Origin of the sequence: Swaminathania salitolerans (assembly GCF_007988945.1) — a bacterium.
Lineage (GTDB): Bacteria > Pseudomonadota > Alphaproteobacteria > Acetobacterales > Acetobacteraceae > Swaminathania > Swaminathania salitolerans.
In genome coordinates this window covers 634,069-652,453 of record NZ_BJVC01000001.1, presented here as the reverse complement: position 1 = coordinate 652,453, position 18,385 = coordinate 634,069, and the positions used below count along the sequence as shown (strand labels likewise).

The 18,385-nt window shown below is 63.1% G+C and carries 17 protein-coding genes; 8 read left to right on the top strand and 9 right to left on the bottom strand.

What is annotated here, in order from left to right; all coding sequences use genetic code 11:
- Nucleotides 1-21: 21 nt before the first annotated feature.
- On the bottom strand, nt 22-2,142 hold the full coding sequence (gene tkt / locus SSA02_RS02640; RefSeq protein WP_147092341.1) for a transketolase: 2,121 nt from the start codon (nt 2,140-2,142) through the stop codon (nt 22-24).
- A gap of 387 nt (nt 2,143-2,529) precedes the next feature.
- On the opposite strand from tkt, the gene SSA02_RS02635 reads away from it, so the two are divergent.
- The 7 genes from SSA02_RS02635 to SSA02_RS02605 all read left to right on the top strand — a co-directional run bounded on the left by SSA02_RS02635 (nt 2,530) and on the right by SSA02_RS02605 (nt 7,882).
- Entirely contained in the window at nt 2,530-3,588 is a 1,059-nt protein-coding gene (locus SSA02_RS02635) for an MBL fold metallo-hydrolase (RefSeq protein WP_186807643.1), read from the top strand.
- 52 nt (nt 3,589-3,640) lie between these two features.
- Nucleotides 3,641-4,156, top strand: a complete 516-nt coding sequence (locus SSA02_RS02630; RefSeq protein WP_147092339.1) for an ankyrin repeat domain-containing protein — start codon at nt 3,641-3,643, stop codon at nt 4,154-4,156.
- Nucleotides 4,153-5,211, top strand: a complete 1,059-nt coding sequence (locus SSA02_RS02625; protein WP_147092338.1) for a pyridoxal phosphate-dependent aminotransferase — start codon at nt 4,153-4,155, stop codon at nt 5,209-5,211. Before SSA02_RS02630 ends, SSA02_RS02625 begins: the two co-directional genes overlap by 4 nt.
- Nucleotides 5,212-5,344: 133 nt before the next feature.
- Nucleotides 5,345-5,626 (top strand): hypothetical protein, encoded by a 282-nt coding sequence (locus SSA02_RS02620; protein WP_147092337.1) that lies wholly within the window; start codon nt 5,345-5,347, stop codon nt 5,624-5,626.
- 43 nt (nt 5,627-5,669) lie between these two features.
- The gene (locus SSA02_RS02615) at nt 5,670-6,911 is read left to right on the top strand and encodes an aminopeptidase (RefSeq protein ID WP_147092336.1); all 1,242 of its coding nucleotides are present in this window, start codon (nt 5,670-5,672) and stop codon (nt 6,909-6,911) included.
- Complete coding sequence (locus tag SSA02_RS02610) at nt 6,908-7,420, top strand: hypothetical protein (RefSeq protein ID WP_147092335.1); 513 nt, start codon at nt 6,908-6,910, stop codon at nt 7,418-7,420. The genes SSA02_RS02615 and SSA02_RS02610 overlap by 4 nt, the downstream gene beginning before the upstream one ends.
- A gap of 42 nt (nt 7,421-7,462) precedes the next feature.
- The gene (locus tag SSA02_RS02605) at nt 7,463-7,882 is read left to right on the top strand and encodes a hypothetical protein (RefSeq protein ID WP_147092334.1); all 420 of its coding nucleotides are present in this window, start codon (nt 7,463-7,465) and stop codon (nt 7,880-7,882) included.
- Between the two features lie 161 nt (nt 7,883-8,043).
- Here SSA02_RS02605 and SSA02_RS02600 read toward each other — a convergent pair whose 3' ends face one another.
- Nucleotides 8,044-8,388, bottom strand: a complete 345-nt coding sequence (locus tag SSA02_RS02600) for a hypothetical protein (RefSeq protein WP_147092333.1) — start codon at nt 8,386-8,388, stop codon at nt 8,044-8,046.
- 447 nt (nt 8,389-8,835) lie between these two features.
- Between SSA02_RS02600 and SSA02_RS02595 the strand changes: the two genes are divergently transcribed.
- Nucleotides 8,836-9,582 (top strand): response regulator transcription factor, encoded by a 747-nt coding sequence (locus SSA02_RS02595; RefSeq protein WP_147092332.1) that lies wholly within the window; start codon nt 8,836-8,838, stop codon nt 9,580-9,582.
- On the opposite strand, the gene thiD is transcribed toward SSA02_RS02595, so the two are convergent.
- From thiD to tolB, 7 genes are all read right to left on the bottom strand, one after another.
- On the bottom strand, nt 9,574-10,365 hold the full coding sequence (thiD, locus tag SSA02_RS02590; RefSeq protein WP_147092331.1) for a bifunctional hydroxymethylpyrimidine kinase/phosphomethylpyrimidine kinase: 792 nt from the start codon (nt 10,363-10,365) through the stop codon (nt 9,574-9,576). The two genes, SSA02_RS02595 and thiD, sit on opposite strands and share 9 nt — an antisense overlap.
- Nucleotides 10,362-11,732, bottom strand: a complete 1,371-nt coding sequence (gene glmM / locus SSA02_RS02585; RefSeq protein ID WP_147092330.1) for a phosphoglucosamine mutase — start codon at nt 11,730-11,732, stop codon at nt 10,362-10,364. Before glmM ends, thiD begins: the two co-directional genes overlap by 4 nt.
- Nucleotides 11,733-11,860: 128 nt before the next feature.
- Complete coding sequence (ftsH, locus tag SSA02_RS02580; protein WP_147092329.1) at nt 11,861-13,795, bottom strand: ATP-dependent zinc metalloprotease FtsH; 1,935 nt, start codon at nt 13,793-13,795, stop codon at nt 11,861-11,863.
- Between the two features lie 155 nt (nt 13,796-13,950).
- A complete protein-coding gene (gene tilS, locus SSA02_RS02575; RefSeq protein ID WP_147092328.1) occupies nt 13,951-15,255 on the bottom strand; it encodes a tRNA lysidine(34) synthetase TilS in 1,305 nt (434 codons plus the stop codon).
- Entirely contained in the window at nt 15,252-16,115 is an 864-nt protein-coding gene (locus tag SSA02_RS02570) for a tetratricopeptide repeat protein (RefSeq protein ID WP_147092327.1), read from the bottom strand. The genes tilS and SSA02_RS02570 overlap by 4 nt, the downstream gene beginning before the upstream one ends.
- Before the next feature lie 132 nt (nt 16,116-16,247).
- Nucleotides 16,248-16,724: a peptidoglycan-associated lipoprotein Pal gene (gene pal, locus SSA02_RS02565; RefSeq protein ID WP_147092326.1), complete on the bottom strand. Its 477-nt coding sequence runs from the start codon at nt 16,722-16,724 to the stop codon at nt 16,248-16,250.
- 265 nt (nt 16,725-16,989) lie between these two features.
- Complete coding sequence (gene tolB, locus SSA02_RS02560) at nt 16,990-18,366, bottom strand: Tol-Pal system beta propeller repeat protein TolB (RefSeq protein ID WP_186807642.1); 1,377 nt, start codon at nt 18,364-18,366, stop codon at nt 16,990-16,992.
- Between the last annotated feature and the right edge of the window lie 19 nt (nt 18,367-18,385).

Sequence of the window (18,385 nt, the reverse complement as noted above, 5' to 3'; positions counted from 1 at the left end):
GTCGGGTCTTCTGCACTCGTATTACTTGCGTTCGGCCTGCTTGCGCGCAGCTTCGTAGACCTTCTCCGGCGTGAAGCCGAACTTGGTGAGCAGCCCCTTGAGCGGCGCGGAGGCACCGAAGCTGTTCATGGCGATGATCGCGCCACCGATACCGGTGTAACGATCCCAGCCGAAAGCAGCTGCCTGCTCGACGGCCACACGCCCCTTGACGTCGGGCGGCAGAACGCTGTCCCGATAGGCCTGGTCCTGCTCTTCGAACAGGTCGAAGGACGGGAAGGACACGACCCGGGCCTTGATGCCCTCTGCCGTCAGCTTCTCATAGGCATCGACGACCAGCGACACTTCCGAACCCGAAGCCATCAGGATGACGTCCGGCTTGCCCTCACAGCTCGCAAGGACATAGGCGCCCTTCGCCACACCGGAGGCGCAGGCATATTTGCTGCGGTCGAGCGTCGGCAGGTTCTGGCGGCTGAGGACGAGAACCGCAGGCTTGTGCGTCTGCGGAATCAGCGTACGCCAGGCCTCGGAAACCTCGTTGGCATCGCCCGGACGAATGGTCATGATCCCCGGGGTCGCACGCAGCTGGGCGAGCTGTTCGATCGGCTGATGCGTCGGACCGTCTTCACCGACACCGATGGAGTCATGGGTGAAGATATAGATGACCGGCAGCTCCATGAGAGCCGAGAGACGGATCGGCGCCTTCATGTAGTCGGAGAAGATCAGGAATCCCGACCCGTAGGCGCGCAGACCGGCAAGGGCCAGACCGTTGCAGATCGAACCCATCGCATGTTCGCGAATGCCGAAATGCACGTTGCGACCTGCATAGGTACCGCCCCATTGCGGCGGCTGGAACGAACCGGCACCCTCGAAGGTGAGATTCGTCTTGGTCGAAGGCGACAGATCGGCGGAGCCACCCATCATCCACGGCAGGTTCTTCGCAACGGCATTGATGACCTTGCCGGAGCTCGCACGCGAGGCGACACCCTTGGCGTCTGCCTCCCATTTCGGAATATCCTTGTCCCAGCCTTCCGGCAGGCGACGCTCGAAGATGGCCGTGAGTTCCGCGGCTTCCTTCGGATATTCCCTGGCATAGGCGTCGAACAGGGCCTGCCACTCGGCGCTGGCCTTCGCACCGCGTGCGCCGATTCCCTCGCGGAAATGCTCGAGCACGCCTTCCGGCACATGAAATGGATCGGTCCAAGGCCAGTGATAGGCTTTCTTGGCGCCAGCGATTTCCTCATCGCCCAGCGGCTCGCCATGGGCAGAGGCCGTACCGGCCTTCTTGGGCGCGCCATAGCCGATGACCGTATGCATGACGATCAGGCTCGGACGATCCTTGACCGCGCGGGCTTCCTCGAGCGCCTTGGACACTGCGGCGAGATCGTTGACATCATCGACCGTCACGACATGCCACTTATAGGCACGGAAACGCTCGGCGACGTTCTCGGTGAAGGCGAGATCGGTCGAACCCTCGATGGAGATCTGATTGGAATCGTAAAGCCAGATCAGATTGCCCAGACCGAGATGACCGGCCATCGAAGCGGCCTCGGAGGACACGCCCTCCATCATGTCGCCATCGCCGCAGAAGACATAGGTGTGGTAGTCGAACAGGTCGAAACCGGGGCGGTTGTAATGCGCGGCGAGATATTTCTCGGCCATCGCCATGCCGACCGAGTTGCCGCAGCCCTGGCCGAGCGGTCCGGTCGTGGTCTCGACACCGGCCGTATGACGGTATTCGGGATGACCCGGCGTCTTGGAATTGAGCTGACGGAACTGCTTGAGATCGTCCAGCGTGAGCGACGGACGCTCGAGAACCTTGTCCTTCACGACATCGCGGATGCCCGTGAGATAGATGGTCGAATAGAGAAGCATCGACGCATGACCGACCGAAAGCACGAAGCGGTCGCGACCGGGCCAGAGCGGGTTCGCCGGATCGTATTTCAGGTCATTCTGCCACAGGGCGTACATGACGGGTGCAAGCGCCATGGCCGTACCCGGATGGCCGGAATCGGCCTTTTCCACACCGTCCATCGACAGGGTGCGAATGGTATTGATGCTCAGCTGCGCGATATCGACGGCATCGGTGCCGGCCGTCCCGCCAGTTTCCGCGCCATACGCGGACGGGTTGCTCAAGGAACGCATCAAAAATCGACCTCCGAATTAACTCTTTGCGATGGAAAACCATCAGCCGGACAGACATGGATGTTCAAGACCGGTTTGCTGCCTGAGACAACCCCATCGGGGATCCTTTTGCCACCGGCAACCATGCAGATTGCGTGACCGCGCTCACCGCTCATGGCAGTTCCATGGCGAGAGCGGCCATCCAACATCCTGATCATACGCCTGCATCGTGGCGATGTTCCGCTGCACTGCACATATTGCCTCAAAATCCCGACAGCACTGACACCAAACTGAAACCTACCGGCCCGGCAATACATTGCACTGCGTATAAGACGCCGATTGCCCATAATGTGCTAGGGCCGGGCCATTCACGAGTGCTCGACCACACGCTTTTTTGCGGGGATAACCGTGGCCCATTTCCCAGTTTCCGACCATCATGACGGCCGGAGGTTCTACAACCCGTCCGCATTGCGGCTCGCCTCTCCTCCCGCCGACAGGAGAATCGATCCCGGCTTCGCGTCGATCCTCGCCTGGCAGCGCAGCCTCCGCCCGAGATGGCCCGACGATCTCCCGCCGCCGCGTCGGGTCGTCCTGCCCGATCTCGCGCCGGGTGCGTTTTCCGTCACCTTCATCAACCATTCCAGCTTCCTGATCCGTATCGGGCGCCGCGGACAGCCTCCCCTTGCCGTACTCACGGACCCTATCCTCTCCGCACGCTGCTCTCCGTTCCGGCATTTCGGGCCCGCGCGGGTCGTAGCCCCGGGGCTGGATTTCCGGTCTCTCCCCGCGATCGATCTCGTGCTGGTTTCCCACTGCCATTACGACCATCTCGATCGGCCGACGCTGCGCCGCATCGCGCGGCGCGACGATCCTGTCTGCATCGCGCCGATCGGCAATCGCAGGCATCTGCGCGGTCTCGGCTTCTCGCGCATCCGGTCGCTCGACTGGTGGGACCGCACCGGCACGGGCCTGGCGGGGGGACCGCTCGTGACGCTCACCCCTGCCTTGCATGGATCGGCACGCACCCCGTTCGATGCGAACAAGGCCCTTTGGGGCGGGTTTCATCTCCGCAGCGCCGAGGAGACCCTCTTCTTCGCGGGCGATACGGCGCATGGGCGTCACTGGGATTTCATACGCGACCGGCTCGGTCCACCGGATCTCGCTCTGCTGCCCATTGGCGCCTATGAGCCGGTCTCGCTGATGCACGACGTTCACATGACGCCCGAGCAGGCCCTCGATGCCGCGTTGCGCCTCGAGGCCCGCCGCGCGGTCGCAATGCATTTCGGCACCTTCCAGCTCACGGATGAAGGGTACTGGGAGCCTCCCGGGCGGCTGAGCCGTGCTCTGGCCGCGTCGGGGCGCTCTCCGGACTGGTTCAGGGTTCCGGAGCGGGGCGAGACGATCCTCCTACCCGGCAGGACAGACGGGATACCCGGGGAAAAGGCCCCGGGGTCGAGAGCTTCCTGATCGCCCCGCGCTGGTCTATGCTGGCGCAGCTATGACCCTATCGGACCCGCCAATGACCGAAATGATGCCGGCAGGCAGTTTTTCGCCCGAACAGATCACCTCCCTGTTCATCGACGCGGCGCGGCGCGGAGATACCGATCTCCTGACCCGCTTTCTCGATGCCGGGATGGCCGTCGATGCCCAGGACAGCCGCGGCTACACGGCATTGATCGTCGCTGCCTATAACGGCGTCTTTCCGGCGACCCGGCTTCTTCTCGAGCGGGGCGCCAACCCCGATCTGCAGGATGCGAAAGGCGCCACTGCGCTCTCGGGTGTCGCATTCAAGGGGCATCTGGCCGTGGCTGAACTCCTCGTGGACCGCGGTGCCGCGCTCGACATTCCCAGTCATCTCGGCCGCACGCCCCTGATGTTCGCCGTCATGTTCGGCCGGGTGGAGCTGGTGCGATTCCTGCTCGAGCGAGGCGCCGATCCCAACCAGCGCGACGCCGAGGGCCTGTCGGTTCGCGACATCGCGGAAACTCACGGCCAGAGCCATCTTCTGTCTGCCGAACTGACGAGGCAGGCATGAGCCGGTTCTGGAACGCACGCGTTCATCAACTCCATCCTTATATCCCCGGCGAGCAGCCTCGCGGCGACGATGTGGTGAAGCTCAACACCAACGAGCTGCCTTACGGTCCGAGCCCCCGGGCGATCGCGGCCATGCGGGACGCCTGCGACGACAGTCTGAGGCTCTATCCCGATCCGACCGCTCAGGATCTGCGTCAGGCCATCGGGACGCGTTTCGACATGCCGATCGAGCGGGTTTTCGTCGGCAACGGGTCGGACGAGGTCCTCGCCCATGCCTTTCGCGCCCTCGTCGCCCAGGACGCGCCGATGCTCTTCGCCGATGTGAGCTACGGCTTCTATCCGGTCTATTGCCAGCTCTTCGATCAGCCTTTTCGCGAGATTCCGCTCAACGGGGCGTTCGAGATCGATATCGACGGCTACGACATCCCCTGCGGCGGGATCGCGATCGCCAATCCCAATGCGAATACCGGCCATGCCGTTTCTCTCGACGCCATCGCGCGCCTGGCCCGGATGCAACCGGATCGTACGATCATCATCGATGAAGCCTATGTCGATTTCGGTGCGCACTCCGCCATTCCGCTGACGCAGCATTACGATAATCTGCTGGTGGTGCAGACCCTCTCGAAATCCCATGGCCTCGCGGGGCTGCGCGTGGGCTACGCGATCGGTCATCCCGATCTGATCGAGGGGATGACCCGCGTCAAGGACAGCTTCAATTCCTATCCCCTGAGCCGGATCGCGCAGAAAGGTGCGGCCGCCGCCATTGCAGACACCGCCTGGCTGGCGCAGGTGACGGAGCGCGTCAAACGCACCCGTGCGCGCTTTGTGGGTCGGATCGAGGCTTTGGGCTTTGACATTCTGCCCTCCTGTGCGAACTTCGTTCTCGTGCGCCATCCGGATCGCGATGCAGGCGCCCTGCTCGACGGATTGCGAGAACAGCATATGATCGTGCGCCAGCTCAGCGCACCCCGCATCCGCGACTGGTTGCGAATTTCGATCGGCACGGACCAGGAAATGGACCGGCTCGTCGAAACGCTCGAGGCATTGGGCATCTGACGCATCGAAGGCTGGCGCAGCCTTTCAAACGAGACGGGGACGCTCTCCCGGGATACGCCGGTCTTTCCGCGCCCAGGGGAGACTCCCCTTGTGACTTTCTCCGGACGATACCGGAGTGAAAACGGACCTATTCATGCGCTCCTATACAGGACAGCTTTCCGACAACCAGCCGATCCGCCGCAATCTGGCCGAAAAGCAGAAGCAGCTTCGCGATCTCAAGGAAACGCTCGGCGCGATGAAGCCGCATACCTCGCCAACCCTGCGCGAGAGCATCCAGCGCCGGATCCGCGAGCTCGAAGTCGAGATCCGCGCGGCATCTAAGGCAGAGTCCCAGCCGCAGGATCGCCCCAGGCGCGACGAACGTCCGCGCCGCGCGCCGCGTCGTGCCCATCATGCCGAGACCTTCGGCGAATAACCTGCGCCCCCGCCTCTCAATTTCGCGCCAAGGAAACCGTACGATGTCCGAGACCGCCAGAAACTTTACCGATCGACTGGACCGGCTGGGCGAGGTCGCCGTGAGAATCGGGCTCAATCTCCAGCCCGGCCAGGAGCTTCTCATCTCCGCGCCGCTCGAGGCGGTCAGTCTGGTCAGGCGGATTACCGAGCATGCCTATCGCGCCGGTGCGAGCCTCGTCACGACCCAGTATGCGGATGACGAAGCAACACTTGCCCGTTTCCGCCATGCCTCCGACGAAAGCCTCGATGTCAGCGCTGACTGGCTCGCCGACGGAATCGCCCGCGCCTACCGGCAAGGCGCGGCCCGACTCGCGATCACGGGCGCCAATCCTACCCTGCTGAACGGGCAGGATCCGCAAAGGGTCTCGCGTGCAAGCCGTGCGGCGTCGCGCGTCAACCGTGCCGCGATGGAAATCATCACCCGTTTCGACACGAACTGGACCATCGTGGCCTACGCCACACGAAGCTGGGCCGCCCAGGTCTTTCCGGATCTTGCTCCGGACGAGGCGCAGGATCGTTTGTGGGACGCCATATTCAGCGCCTCGCGACTCGATGCAGCCGATCCCGTGGTCGCATGGGGGGCGCATAACGCCACCCTGCACGCCCGCGCAGCGATGCTGAACGAGAGACGCTTCCATGCCCTGCGTTTCACGGGACCCGGCACCGATCTCGAGGTCGGACTGGCAGACGGTCATGCATGGGCGGGGGGCTCGGAGCGCACATCTTCGGGCGTGGCGTGCAACCCCAACATCCCGACCGAAGAGGTCTTCACCACTCCGCATAGCCACCGGGTGAAGGGGATCGTGCGAAGCACCAAGCCGCTCTTTCATCAAGGGACGCTCATCGACGACATAAACGTGCGCTTCGAAGACGGCCGGATCGTCGAGGCCCATGCCGGGCAGGGCGAGGACGCCTTGCGCCGCATCCTGGACACCGATGAAGGCGCCGCGCGACTCGGTGAGGTCGCGCTCGTCCCCCATGCCTCCCCGATTTCGGAAACCGGCATCCTGTTCCGGAACACGCTTTTCGACGAGAATGCCTCGAGTCATATCGCTCTCGGTCAGGCTTACACGAAATGCCTGTTCGATACGGAGGGCGCGACCCCGGAATCGCTGTCGGCGCGGGGTGCCAATACGAGCATGATCCATATCGACTGGATGATCGGTTCGGACCGGATCGACGTGGATGGGCTGGATTGCGACGGCAAGGCGACACCGCTCATGCGCAAGGGAGCCTGGGTATGACAAAACGCCCCCGCAGCCGCCTCGCCCCGGTCGTCGCGACTCTCGGTCTTTGCGGCGCTTTTCTCGCGACTCCCGCGGCCCGGGGGCAGGACGCGCCTCCCGGGGGCGGGGCGTCCATGTCGCCGGGAATGCGTGCGGATGTGGAGTCGGGTCTCGCCTATAGGCTGCCCTCCGATTTCATGTCCCGCGCCATGGGCACGGTCGAATCGCTCCGCTCGGCCCGGATCGCACCGCCCGACTCGTCGAGCCTGACCTTGCAGCAGACGATAGACAGGGTGTCTGCCACACCGGGTGTCCCGCAAATCCTGTCTGCACATGGTTTCACGCCCCGCGATTTCGTGCTCGGCCTGACGGCTTTCGGCATGACCGTGGCCATCATGCACGGACAGAAACCTCCTGCGGGCTTTCCCTCGCCGGATCCGGGGAATATTGCGCTGCTCAAGGCCCATCCGGCTGAGACCGCGCGCCTGATGCAGGCCATGGGAATGCCACCGTCCTCGACTCCGTGAACTTCGATTGACCCCCCTGACTCCGATCGCCGGAAACGAACGATGCCGATAACAATCGACCCTGAGCTCCTCCCCCCGATCGACATCATTCGCCTCGCGCAGGAGGGCCATCTCCTGCGGGCCGAGCGAACCACGCCCGAGGGGGGTGTGCCGGCATTCATCTCAAGCGCCGACCGGGATCGTCTGTTGACCCGCCATCCCGAAGGGGCAGACGTCGCATCGACGGAACGCGCCGTTCATCATCTGCTCGCTCACGCGGCCCAGGGGCTGACGGCGACCGGCGAAGGCGTCGTACCGGCACGCCTGTCGCTGAAGACAGATCTGTTCGAGGACGAAGGAGAGACGTGGATCTCGTTCGTACGCGACGCGTCCACGGCTGTTGCCTGCGTCATCATCGGCAGCCGCCCCGTCTTGACCGACACGAATGAAACCCCGTCGGACATGCATCGGGCGCAACCCTGACTCCCGCCTGTCGCCGTCGGGACGGGGGAGCGAAACCTGCGCGCCCCCACCGGGGCGCGCGTGGCCTTCCCCCCGGACGACCGGCGCGAGAAATCCTTGCACGATCAGACGCCCGAGAGCGCAAACCGTCATTCGACCGCGATCCGGTCGCAATAGATCTGTCAGGGACGCAGATCGCCATCCGGCACGGGGCAATGCTCGGAGGCATTCCGCGCCATCACGAAGGCCTGATAGGCGACTGCGACATCGATCCCGACCTCGCGTTCAGCCGCACGCGCACGTTCGATCGTGTCCCGCGCCTCGGGCAGCCAGCTGACGAAGCCCTCCACAGCGCTGTCTTCATCATTCGATTCGAGCACGGCCCGCTCCGCCGCGATCATCGCGGCCTCTGCTTCATGCCTCACGTGACGCGCTCTGGTCTCGCGACGCAGGATTGCGGTCAGGGCTGAGGCACATTCGAGCATCTCGCGCCAACGCTGCTGCCTACTATTTCTCTTGATCTGCACGAATCTCGCTCACGGATAAAGGTCCTGAAGAGGAAGGTCGGGAAGTAATCACTCCGGTTTCGTTCCGGAATCGTAATTTCGTTATCTATGCTTGCAAACGACCCAATAGAATCATGAAAGAAGGTAAAGGCCACACCATACAACCTAAACGGGTGGAAAAAGAGAATCCGGATTCAAATTGCGGATTCTCAGGAACCTTTTACGTTAACGAACGTGAATAATGCATAGGGAAATTTGTTCGTAAGGATCCCCATATCAGACGATGTCGTTCAACTATTCTTAACGTTCACTATGAGAACAAACTGTAAATACAATGAAATTTTAGACCCACTTCGTTAAAAACACGTTACTCCTCACCAGAAAAGTTTTTGAGGTAAGAAAGTATTTTCCTTGCCGACAGCAACCTCAGGTAGTAACACGATCACAACAACCCTGGAGATTGACGATATGCGCCTCCTTCTTGTGGAAAGCGATCAAGCCACGGCTCATACCCTGATCAAAACGCTGAAGCAGGGCGGTATTACTATCGATCACGCCCAGACCGGGCACGAAGCGATCGATATGCTGCGCCATTACGATTACGATCTGGCCCTGACCGAGCTGACGCTGGAGGATCTCGAAGGTTTCGAGGTGATCCGGCGCGTCCGCAACACGCAGATCGAAACGCCGATCATCGTGCTGAGCGGCCTGAGCCGGGCACAGGCGAAGATCAAGGCGTTCCATGCGGGCGCCGACGATTACATAACCAAGCCTTTCGACTCCGAGGAACTTCTCGCGCGCCTGCACGCCGTTCTGCGTCGGTCGCGGGGTTTCAGCACCACCATCATGACGGTCGGCCCGCTCTCGATCGATCTCAACGCCAAGAGCGCCACCGTCAACGGAAATCCGGTGCAGCTCACGGGCAAGGAATATGCGATCCTCGAGCTGCTCGTGCTGCGTCGCGGAACCGTCCTCACCAAGGATGCCTTTCTCAACCATCTCTATGGTGGCATCGACGAACCCGAGATGAAGATCATCGACGTCTTCATCTGCAAGCTCCGCCGGAAGCTCCAGCAATTCGGAGCCGGACAGCTGATCGGCACCGTCTGGGGCCGTGGTTATGTGCTGAGGGACGAAGCGAAACCCGCGACGACGCCGGCGACAGCGCTCAGAACCGAAGCGAAAGACGAAAGCTCGCTTCAGGCATCATTCTGAGCTGACTGCGTGATTCATCGGACAGGCGCTCCCTTTACCGAAGGGCGGTGCCTCGAGGATGGCACGACGCACATACCGGCGCGCGCGAATGACCGCCTGATCGAGCGTCTCGCCCTGGGCGAGGCATGTCGCAAGAGCGCTCGCCAGAGTGCACCCCGTACCGTGAGTATGCCGGCTCTCTATCCTGTCCGCCGAAAAGATCTTCCTGCTTTCCGATGAGACGAGGAGATCGGACACGACCGATCCTTCGAGATGCCCCCCTTTCGCCAGAACGTAACGCGGCCCGTGCTCGAGACAGATCTTTCTGGCCGCACGGAAGACCCCCTCGACAGTGCCGGGGTTTTCGCCGCTCAACTCGGCGAGTTCGGGCAGATTGGGCGTCAGGACGAAAGCCCGCTTCATCAGTCTGCCATAAGCCCGACAGGGCGAGTCTCCCATCAGGGAATCCCCGCTGGTCGCGATCATGACCGGATCGACGATACAGCGCAGATCGGGATAGCACGCCAGGGTATCGGCGACCGCCTCGGCGATGCTCTCATTACCGAGCATACCCAGCTTGACGATATCGGCCCCCAGATCGTCCAGAACCATGCGCATCTGCAACGCAACGAAGTCGGGCGACATGGCTGTTATGCCCTGCACGCCATGCGTGTTCTGCGCGGTCACCGCCGTGATCGCCGTCATGGCGAAGCCACCGAAAGCCGACACGGTCTTGATATCGGCCTGGATGCCCGCCCCTCCCCCGGAATCGCTCCCGGCGACGATAAGGACGCGGCCCTTCATTCCCCGGTCATTGCCGCGGTCACGGCATCGCAGATCGACGCCACCACATCCTCCACCAGGGCGGCGTCCTCCGCCTCGGCCATGACGCGAATGAGAGGCTCGGTCCCGCTCTTGCGCAGAACGAGACGCCCCTGGGTCCCGAGGCGCGCCTCGGCCTTGCGCCGCGCCTCGATGAGGCGCTCGGTCCCGAGCGGGTCCGCGCCCGTATAGCGCACGTTGCGCAAGAGCTGCGGATAAGGCCGGAACACGCGGCAGATCTCACTGGCCGGAGCGCGCATCTCCACCAGAACCGCGAGAACCTGAAGCGCTGCGACCAGACCGTCTCCCGTGGTGGTGAAATCGGACATGATCATGTGACCCGATTGTTCACCGCCGAGATTCGCCCCCAGCTCGCGCATGCGCTCGACCACATAACGATCGCCCACGGCGGTTCGATGAAGGGTGATGCCGTGCGCCTGAAGCGTCTTCTCGAGACCGAGATTGGACATCACGGTCGCGACGGCATCCGTCGAATGCAGGCGACCGCTCCGGTGAAGGAACAGGGCGATCAGACCGAGAATCTGGTCGCCATCGACGATCTCGCCCTTCTCGTCCACGATGATGACGCGGTCGGCATCTCCATCGAGGGCGATCCCGATATCGGCCTCATGGCGAATCACGGCCTCCTGCAGGGCCGCAGGGTGGGTCGAGCCGCAGGATGCATTGATGTTGATCCCGTCGGGTGCGCATCCGATCTTGATGACATCCGCACCCAGCTCCCAGAGCGCGACCGGTGCGACGCGATAGGCGGCCCCGTTGGCACAGTCGAGCACGATGCGCAACCCGTCGAGACGCGAGCCGCGCGGGAAAGAGGCCTTCGCGTTTTCGATATAGCGCCCTGCAGCATCGTTCAGACGCGAAGCGCGTCCGACCTCTGCGGGCGACGCAAGCCTGGCTGAGAGGTCCATCGTCATGAGAGCCTCGATCTCGGCCTCGACCTCATCGGATAATTTGAAACCGTCAGGACCGAAGAGCTTGATTCCGTTATCGCCGAACGGATTGTGCGATGCAGAAATCATGACGCCGAGATCGGCCCGCAGCGAGCGCGTCAGCATGGCGATTGCCGGGGTCGGCAGCGGCCCCACCAGAATGACATCCATACCGGCAGAGAGAAATCCCGAGACCAGCGCGCTTTCGATCATATAGCCGGAAAGGCGCGTGTCCTTCCCGAGAACCACGGAGTGACGATGGGCTCCACGCCGGAAATACAGCCCGGCGGCCTGCCCGAGCTTCAGCGCGATATCGACCGTCATCGGAAAGCTGTTTGCCTCGCCGCGGATGCCATCCGTCCCGAAAAGCCTGCGCGTCGCGTTTGTTTGGTTGCTCATGATCGCCCTTGTTTCACCGACAGTCCCGCACCGGGCACCCTGACCTCTTCAAGCACAGGCAACGGCCCGAAAAAACCCACAAAAAAAGAGGGCTTTCGCCCTCTTCTTTTCTTCGGTCTCCCTCGACATCAGCCCGGCTGGGGCGATGGCGTCAGAGCGTCCGTTTCTCCTCCAGTCTCCGGTCCTTTCTCGGGCCTGATCGTCGGCACCGAGGCACGACGGTTCTCGGGTGCCGAATCGTCGACCTCGACCCGCTCGAAGGTCTCTCCGCGCAGCACCTTGCCCACCTCGTCTCCCGACAGGGTTTCGTATTCGAGCAGGGCCTGGGCGATACGATGGAGGGCGTCGATATTCTCGAGCAGGAGCGTATGGGCATGGTGATAGGCCGCATCGATCAGCTGTTTGATCTCACGATCGATCTCGCGCGCGGTCTGCTCGGAGACGTTCTTGTTCTGCGTCACCGAGTGACCGAGAAACACCTCCTGACCGTTATCGCCATAAGCGATCATGCCGAGCTTCTCGCTCATGCCCCATTCCGTAATCATGCGCCGGGCATAATTCGTCGCCATCTTGATGTCGCTCGATGCGCCCGTGCCGACATTATCCGCGCCGAAGATGATTTCCTCGGCTGCACGACCGCCCATGGCCAGAACCAGCTGCGCCTTGATCTGCATGCGGCTCATCGCGATGCGATCGCCTTCCGGCAGGATCTGCACCATGCCAAGGGCCCGCCCGCGCGGGATGATCGTGGCCTTATGGATCGGATCCGACCCAGCCGTGAGGAGCGCACAGATGGCGTGACCGGCCTCATGATAGGCGGTCATGCGCTTTTCCTCATCGGTCATGACGAGAGAGCGGCGCTCGGCCCCCATCAGGACCTTGTCCTTGGCATTGTCGAACTCGAGCATGGCCACGGTACGTTTTCCGAGCCGGGCCGCAAGCAGGGCCGCCTCGTTGACGAGATTGGCCAGATCCGCACCGGAAAAACCGGGGGTGCCACGTGCGATCACCTTCGGATCGACATCCGATGCCAGCGGTACCTTGCGCATATGGACACGCAGTATGCGCTCACGACCCGCGACATCGGGATTCGGAACCACGACCTGACGGTCAAAGCGACCGGGACGCAAAAGTGCCGGGTCGAGAACATCGGGCCGGTTCGTCGCGGCAATCAGGATCACGCCCTCATTGCTCTCGAAACCGTCCATCTCGACCAGCATCTGGTTGAGGGTCTGCTCGCGCTCGTCATTGCCGCCGCCGAGACCGGCACCGCGATGACGACCGACCGCGTCGATTTCGTCGATGAAGATGATGCAGGGTGCCGATTTCTTGCCCTGTTCGAACATGTCGCGCACGCGCGAGGCACCGACACCGACAAACATCTCGACGAAATCCGAACCCGAGATGGTGAAGAAGGGAACATTCGCCTCACCTGCGATCGCACGGGCGAGAAGCGTCTTGCCGGTGCCCGGAGGACCGACCAGCAGGGCTCCCTTGGGGATCTTGCCGCCGAGCCGCGTGAATTTCTGGGGATCCTTGAGGAAATCCACGATCTCCTGCAGCTCGGATTTCGCCTCGTCGATTCCGGCGACATCCTCGAAGGTCACCCGCCCCTGCTTTTCCGTGAGGAGCCGGGCGCGGGACTTGCCGAATCCCATGGCGCGTCCGTTGCCCGACTGCATCTGCCGGAAGAAGAGGATACCGATCCCGAGAAGGAAAACGAGTGGCAGCCAGCTCGTGATCGCCCTGAGAATCGGACTTCCGTCAGCCTCCATGGGCTTTGCAACGACTTCGATCTTCTTTGCGGTCAGCCTCGGGATCAGGTTCGGATCGGCGGGCGCATAGGTCTCGAACGATGTGCCGTCCTTGAGGGTGCCGGTGATATCGTGATTCTGCACGACCACCGAGCGCACCTTGTCCTGATCGACATCCGTGATGAAGTCAGAATAGGCCAGTTGCTGGGACGCGTGCTGGGCGCCGCCCGGCTGGAACGCCAGGAAAAGCAGCACCGCCAGAACGATGATGATCACCCAAAGAGCCAGATTGCGGCCAAAATTGTTCATCACAGTCTCAATTGTTCCAATCGCTACAGGCGAAGACTGCCCGACCATGCGGACGACAGTCTCAAAGGCGTCCTGCCCGGGCGGGCAAGCGTCATACGGTCTCGTGTTAACATAAGCATTCGTCGGTCCGTTCCCAGCCCCTCGCGATCAAGTTTTCAGGCTCCGGGCCGGCAAGTCGCAGGGTCATCTCCCCATTCCGAGCGGTCGGTCAGGGTAAGAGGCGGAGAAAACCGCATGCTTATCCCTGCCCCGGCCGCAGTCCCGGTTGCCGCTCCGGGGTCCTCGAGACAGGGGACGGCCACCAGCCGTCCCTTGATGCGCAGTGCCGGAAGACCGGCGAGAATACGAAACGGATAGGGATATGACCGGAAATCGGAGGCCTCGCGCCCCAGCGGTCCGATCTCGCCATGCGCCGCCGCCATCGCTGCGAATGGAGCGATTTCCCCCGCCTCCGATCCAGCCATCTCGAAGCGTCGATCCCACAGGAGACCCGGCGCCACCGGTGTCCGGGCCGTGATCGCGGCGGGCTCTCTCATCAGAATCCATGTCCTGCCGAGTCGTCCGGATCGGGCGAGCAACGCACCGCCAAGGGTTGCAGGACGCGGCGCGCGATGAAGAGCGGCGAGAAGCCGGGGTGAAGGCGGGAAAGCCGCACCGCTGACGATCTGCCACAGCCGCGCCAGAAGATCCGGCTCCGGGAGCTTCTCGCCGAGAAGAGCGAATCCGAGAGGATCCATGAGAACCTCTCCAGCCAGCGCGCCCAGACGGCTTTGTGTCCCGTCCCGCTTCGCGCCGTATCGTGCCAGATCGCCGCGCGCTGCAACCCTGTCGCCCGGGGTCAGATCCTGCCGGATACGCACGCGCTCGAATCGCCGGTTCCGGTTGCTCGGGTCCTCAATCCAGTCGCACCCGGCGTCGCGCAGGGTGATGCGCAGCCGTGCGGACGAAATTCCGAGCAGGGGGCGGAGATAGCGAAGCTCCGGCGTTTCCCGGCTACGGGCCATACCGGCCATGCCATGCGCCGTGCTGCCATGGGCGCGCCGGAGCGTCAGGGTCTCGATCTGGTCGTCCTCGTGATGCCCGAGGGCAAGGTCGAGGATCCCCCGGGCCTTGCAGGCAGAGTCCAGCGCTGCATACCGCGCTGCCCGCGCACCTGACTGGATCGCCCGCCTCCCGTCCAGACCCGTCAGGGTCAGGAGAAGGGCGGGAACGCCCATCTCCTCCAGTCTGCCTATGGTCATCCGCGCCTCAGCGGCGGATTCGGGCCGTAAACCGTGATCGACGACGAAAGCCTGAACGGCGCGTCGCCATTGTCGCATCAGAAGAGCGAGACAGAGGCTGTCTGCCCCGCCCGATACGGCAATCCCGATGGGAAAGGCCGGATCGTCGGAGGGAAACGGGCCGAAACGCGCCATCAGCGCGGCGAACTCGCCTGCGCTGACCGGAACGGTTTCTCTCAATGGCAGCTGGCACGTCCCTTGAAACTGGTCATTGCCGACCTGACCCGCGGCGTCGGGGAGGGAAACTCTGTCTGGAGCTTTTTCAGTGCCTCGCAGGCGGAGTTTTTGTCTCCGAGAGCGAGCATCGAAGCCGATACACCCAGAAGCGCTTCCTGCGCACGGGTGGATTTCGGCGCGCGCTTATAGGCATCGAAATAGGCCACGGCGGAATCCCGGTATTGTTTCTGCCCGGCCAGGGACTGGGCCAGAAGGAACTGGGAATCGATCTTGCCATTGACGGTCCTGGCGCGCCTGAGCGCCTGCTCGGCGCTGCTCTGGGCGGACGCATAATCATGGGCGCGCAGGGCTTCCTGCCCCGATTTGAGCAGCTCGATCGCCGTCACGGGCTTTGCTGCGGGGGCCGACGAAGCCTGCATGTCGGCCGGGGACGCTGCCCCGGCCCCGGCTCCGGCCCCAGCTCCGCCCCCGCCCCCTCCGTTCTGCGCGGCGAACTGCATGTCGGCGATCTGCTTCTTGAGGCTCGCCATATCCGTCTGCACCTGATTCGTCAGCTGGTCGAGCGCGCCGCGCATGTCGCGATTCTCGTTCTCGAGGGTCGCTACGCGCTGGAGAAGCTGGGACACCAGATCCCCACTGGCGGCCGGTGCGGCCCGGGATGAGGCGGAGACTGCGCCGTTCGACGTCTCGCGCATCTGCTGGACCTGCTGCATCTGCTGGCTCAACTGCTCGATCTGGTTCTGCAGCGCGATTCCCTCGCGGCTCGAGATCTGCGCCTGCGCCGTGGACATCGCAGGCCCCGCAAAGGCGGCAACGGCGATACCGGACAGGACGATGAAGCGGAGAACGGGGGTACCGCGCATGGCGCATCCTTATGACTGATCGGGAAGCGAGCCGGGAGCCTCGCTGTAAACTGCACGTATCATAAAACAAAACCGGCTGACGCATAAGCGCCAGCCGGTTTCGCGGATACCGTTGGGATCGGCTGGAGCCGATCAGCGAACCGAGGTGATCGCGTTACGATTCTGGGCCCATGCCTGCTCGTCATCGCCATCGGCGGTCGGACGATCCTTGCCGTAGGAAATCGTCGTGATGCGCGAGGGTGCGACGCCCTTGGCGACGAGATAGTCGCGCGCAGCATTCGCACGGCGCTGGCCGAGCGCAATGTTGTACTCTTCCGTGCCGCGATCGTCGCAGTTACCGGCGATCTGGACGCTGACCTGCGGATAGCGGGCAAGCCAGGCGGCCTGCTTGTCGAGGGTCATCTGGGCATCGCTCGAGAGCGTGTTGCGGTTCAGGTCGAAGAACACGCGATCGCCGACATTGGCGACCAGATCGGCCTCACTGCCCGGCGCTGCGCCGGTTTCCTGTGCCGTAGCGCCCGCACCGGTCGATGCGCCCGTGTTCGATTTGTCCGAGCACGCAGCGAGAACGACTGCGAGACCAAGCGCACCGAGAAGCTTGAAATTCATTTTTGCCAACCCTGAATATAGTCCCCATCCGGGACCAGGAAGCGTTACGACAACTATTGAAACAGGTCGGAGTTCCCGCTTTGCTTTCTGGTTACCTGAACCAAGGCGCTCACTGGTCCCGACGACCAAGATTGCCCTTACTCACACGAGAGAAGCATGGTCAAGCGACATGATTATGGCACGGCGGCCGGTCGCGCTGATTTCATGAGAAATCCGGTTTTCGTGTCTCCGCCGCCACAGAACGCGGCGCCGAAGACACGTTTTTTCAGCCGCGCAGCGGCGACCAGGCCGGATCGGATGCGCCCGTCGCGGTGCGGATGGGACGCTCATGGAAACCGGTGATGTCGATCGTACCGATTCCGCTCGAGAATCCCGCGCCACCCGCACCTGCGGCCGACTGGCGGCAGAAGGCGATGACCCGCCCATTGGGGCAGAACGTCGGACTTTCCACCGTAAACCCTTCGGTGAGGATGCGCTCTCCCGTGCCGTCAGGCATCATGACCCCGAGCGAGAAACGCCCGTTGGCGATCCGGGTGAAGGCGATCTGATCCCCGCGCGGCGACCAGACGGGCGATCCATAACTGCCGTGACCGTATGAGATCCGGCGCACGCCCCCGCCAGACGCGCTCATGATATAGAGCTGGGGCGACCCCCCGCGATCCGAGTTGAAGACGATCTGGCTGCCGTCGGGGCTGAAACACGGGCTGGTATCGATCGCACCCGAGCTCGTTATCTGGCGTTTGGCACCCGATGCGAGATCGACGATGAAGATATCCGAGCCGCCGCCCCGGGTCGCGGAGAGCACGACCTGATTCCCGTCGGGGGAGAAACGCGGCGCGAAGGAGATGCCGGAGAATTCCCCGAGCATCTGCTGTCGGCCTGAGGCGAGATCGAAGGTGTAAACCCGGGGCCGGTTATTGGCGTAGGACATGAAGGCGATCTGGTCGCGGACCGGGTTGAACCGCGGCGTCAGCGTCAGCCACTGGCCGGAAGTCAGGGTGTGGGCGTTCGCCCCGTCCTGATCCATGATCGCAAGTCTGGTGATCTGATGGTGGCGCGGTCCGGTACGGGCGATATAGGCGATACGGGTGTCGAAATACCCTTTCTCTCCCAGCATACGCTCATAGATCACATCGGCGATCGTATGAGCGATACGACGCCAGTTGGCAGCCGATGCCGTATAGGCCGTGCCCTGGATCTGCTGGCCGGTCAGGACGTTCCACAGCCGCATTTCGACCCGCGCGCTGCTCGATCCCGACGCGCTGCCAGTCACGACGGCCCGAGCGCCCTGCCCCTTGAGCGCGGCGAAATCGGGAGCGCCCGGCGCGCCGGGCAGCACGGTGAAAAGACCGGTGCTCTCGAGATCGGCGGCGATCACGCCGGTGATCTGCTCGCCGAGGCCCGGGCCGAAGGACGGAATGGCGATCGGGATCGGGGCGGTGCGCGCCTGATCCACCGTGATCTCGGCCTCGCCCGGCGCGCCGGGGGAAGTTCCTGTACCGTCTGCCTGGGCGAAAGCCTGGAGCGGGGTCGCAAGAAGGCCGCCAGCTGCTGCGGAGACACCGAGCAGGGTGCGGCGGGATAACAGGTTGGACAGGCCTTGTGCCTGATCGTCGGACAGGAACGGCAATTCGACTCGCATGACTTCTATTCTCTTGCGC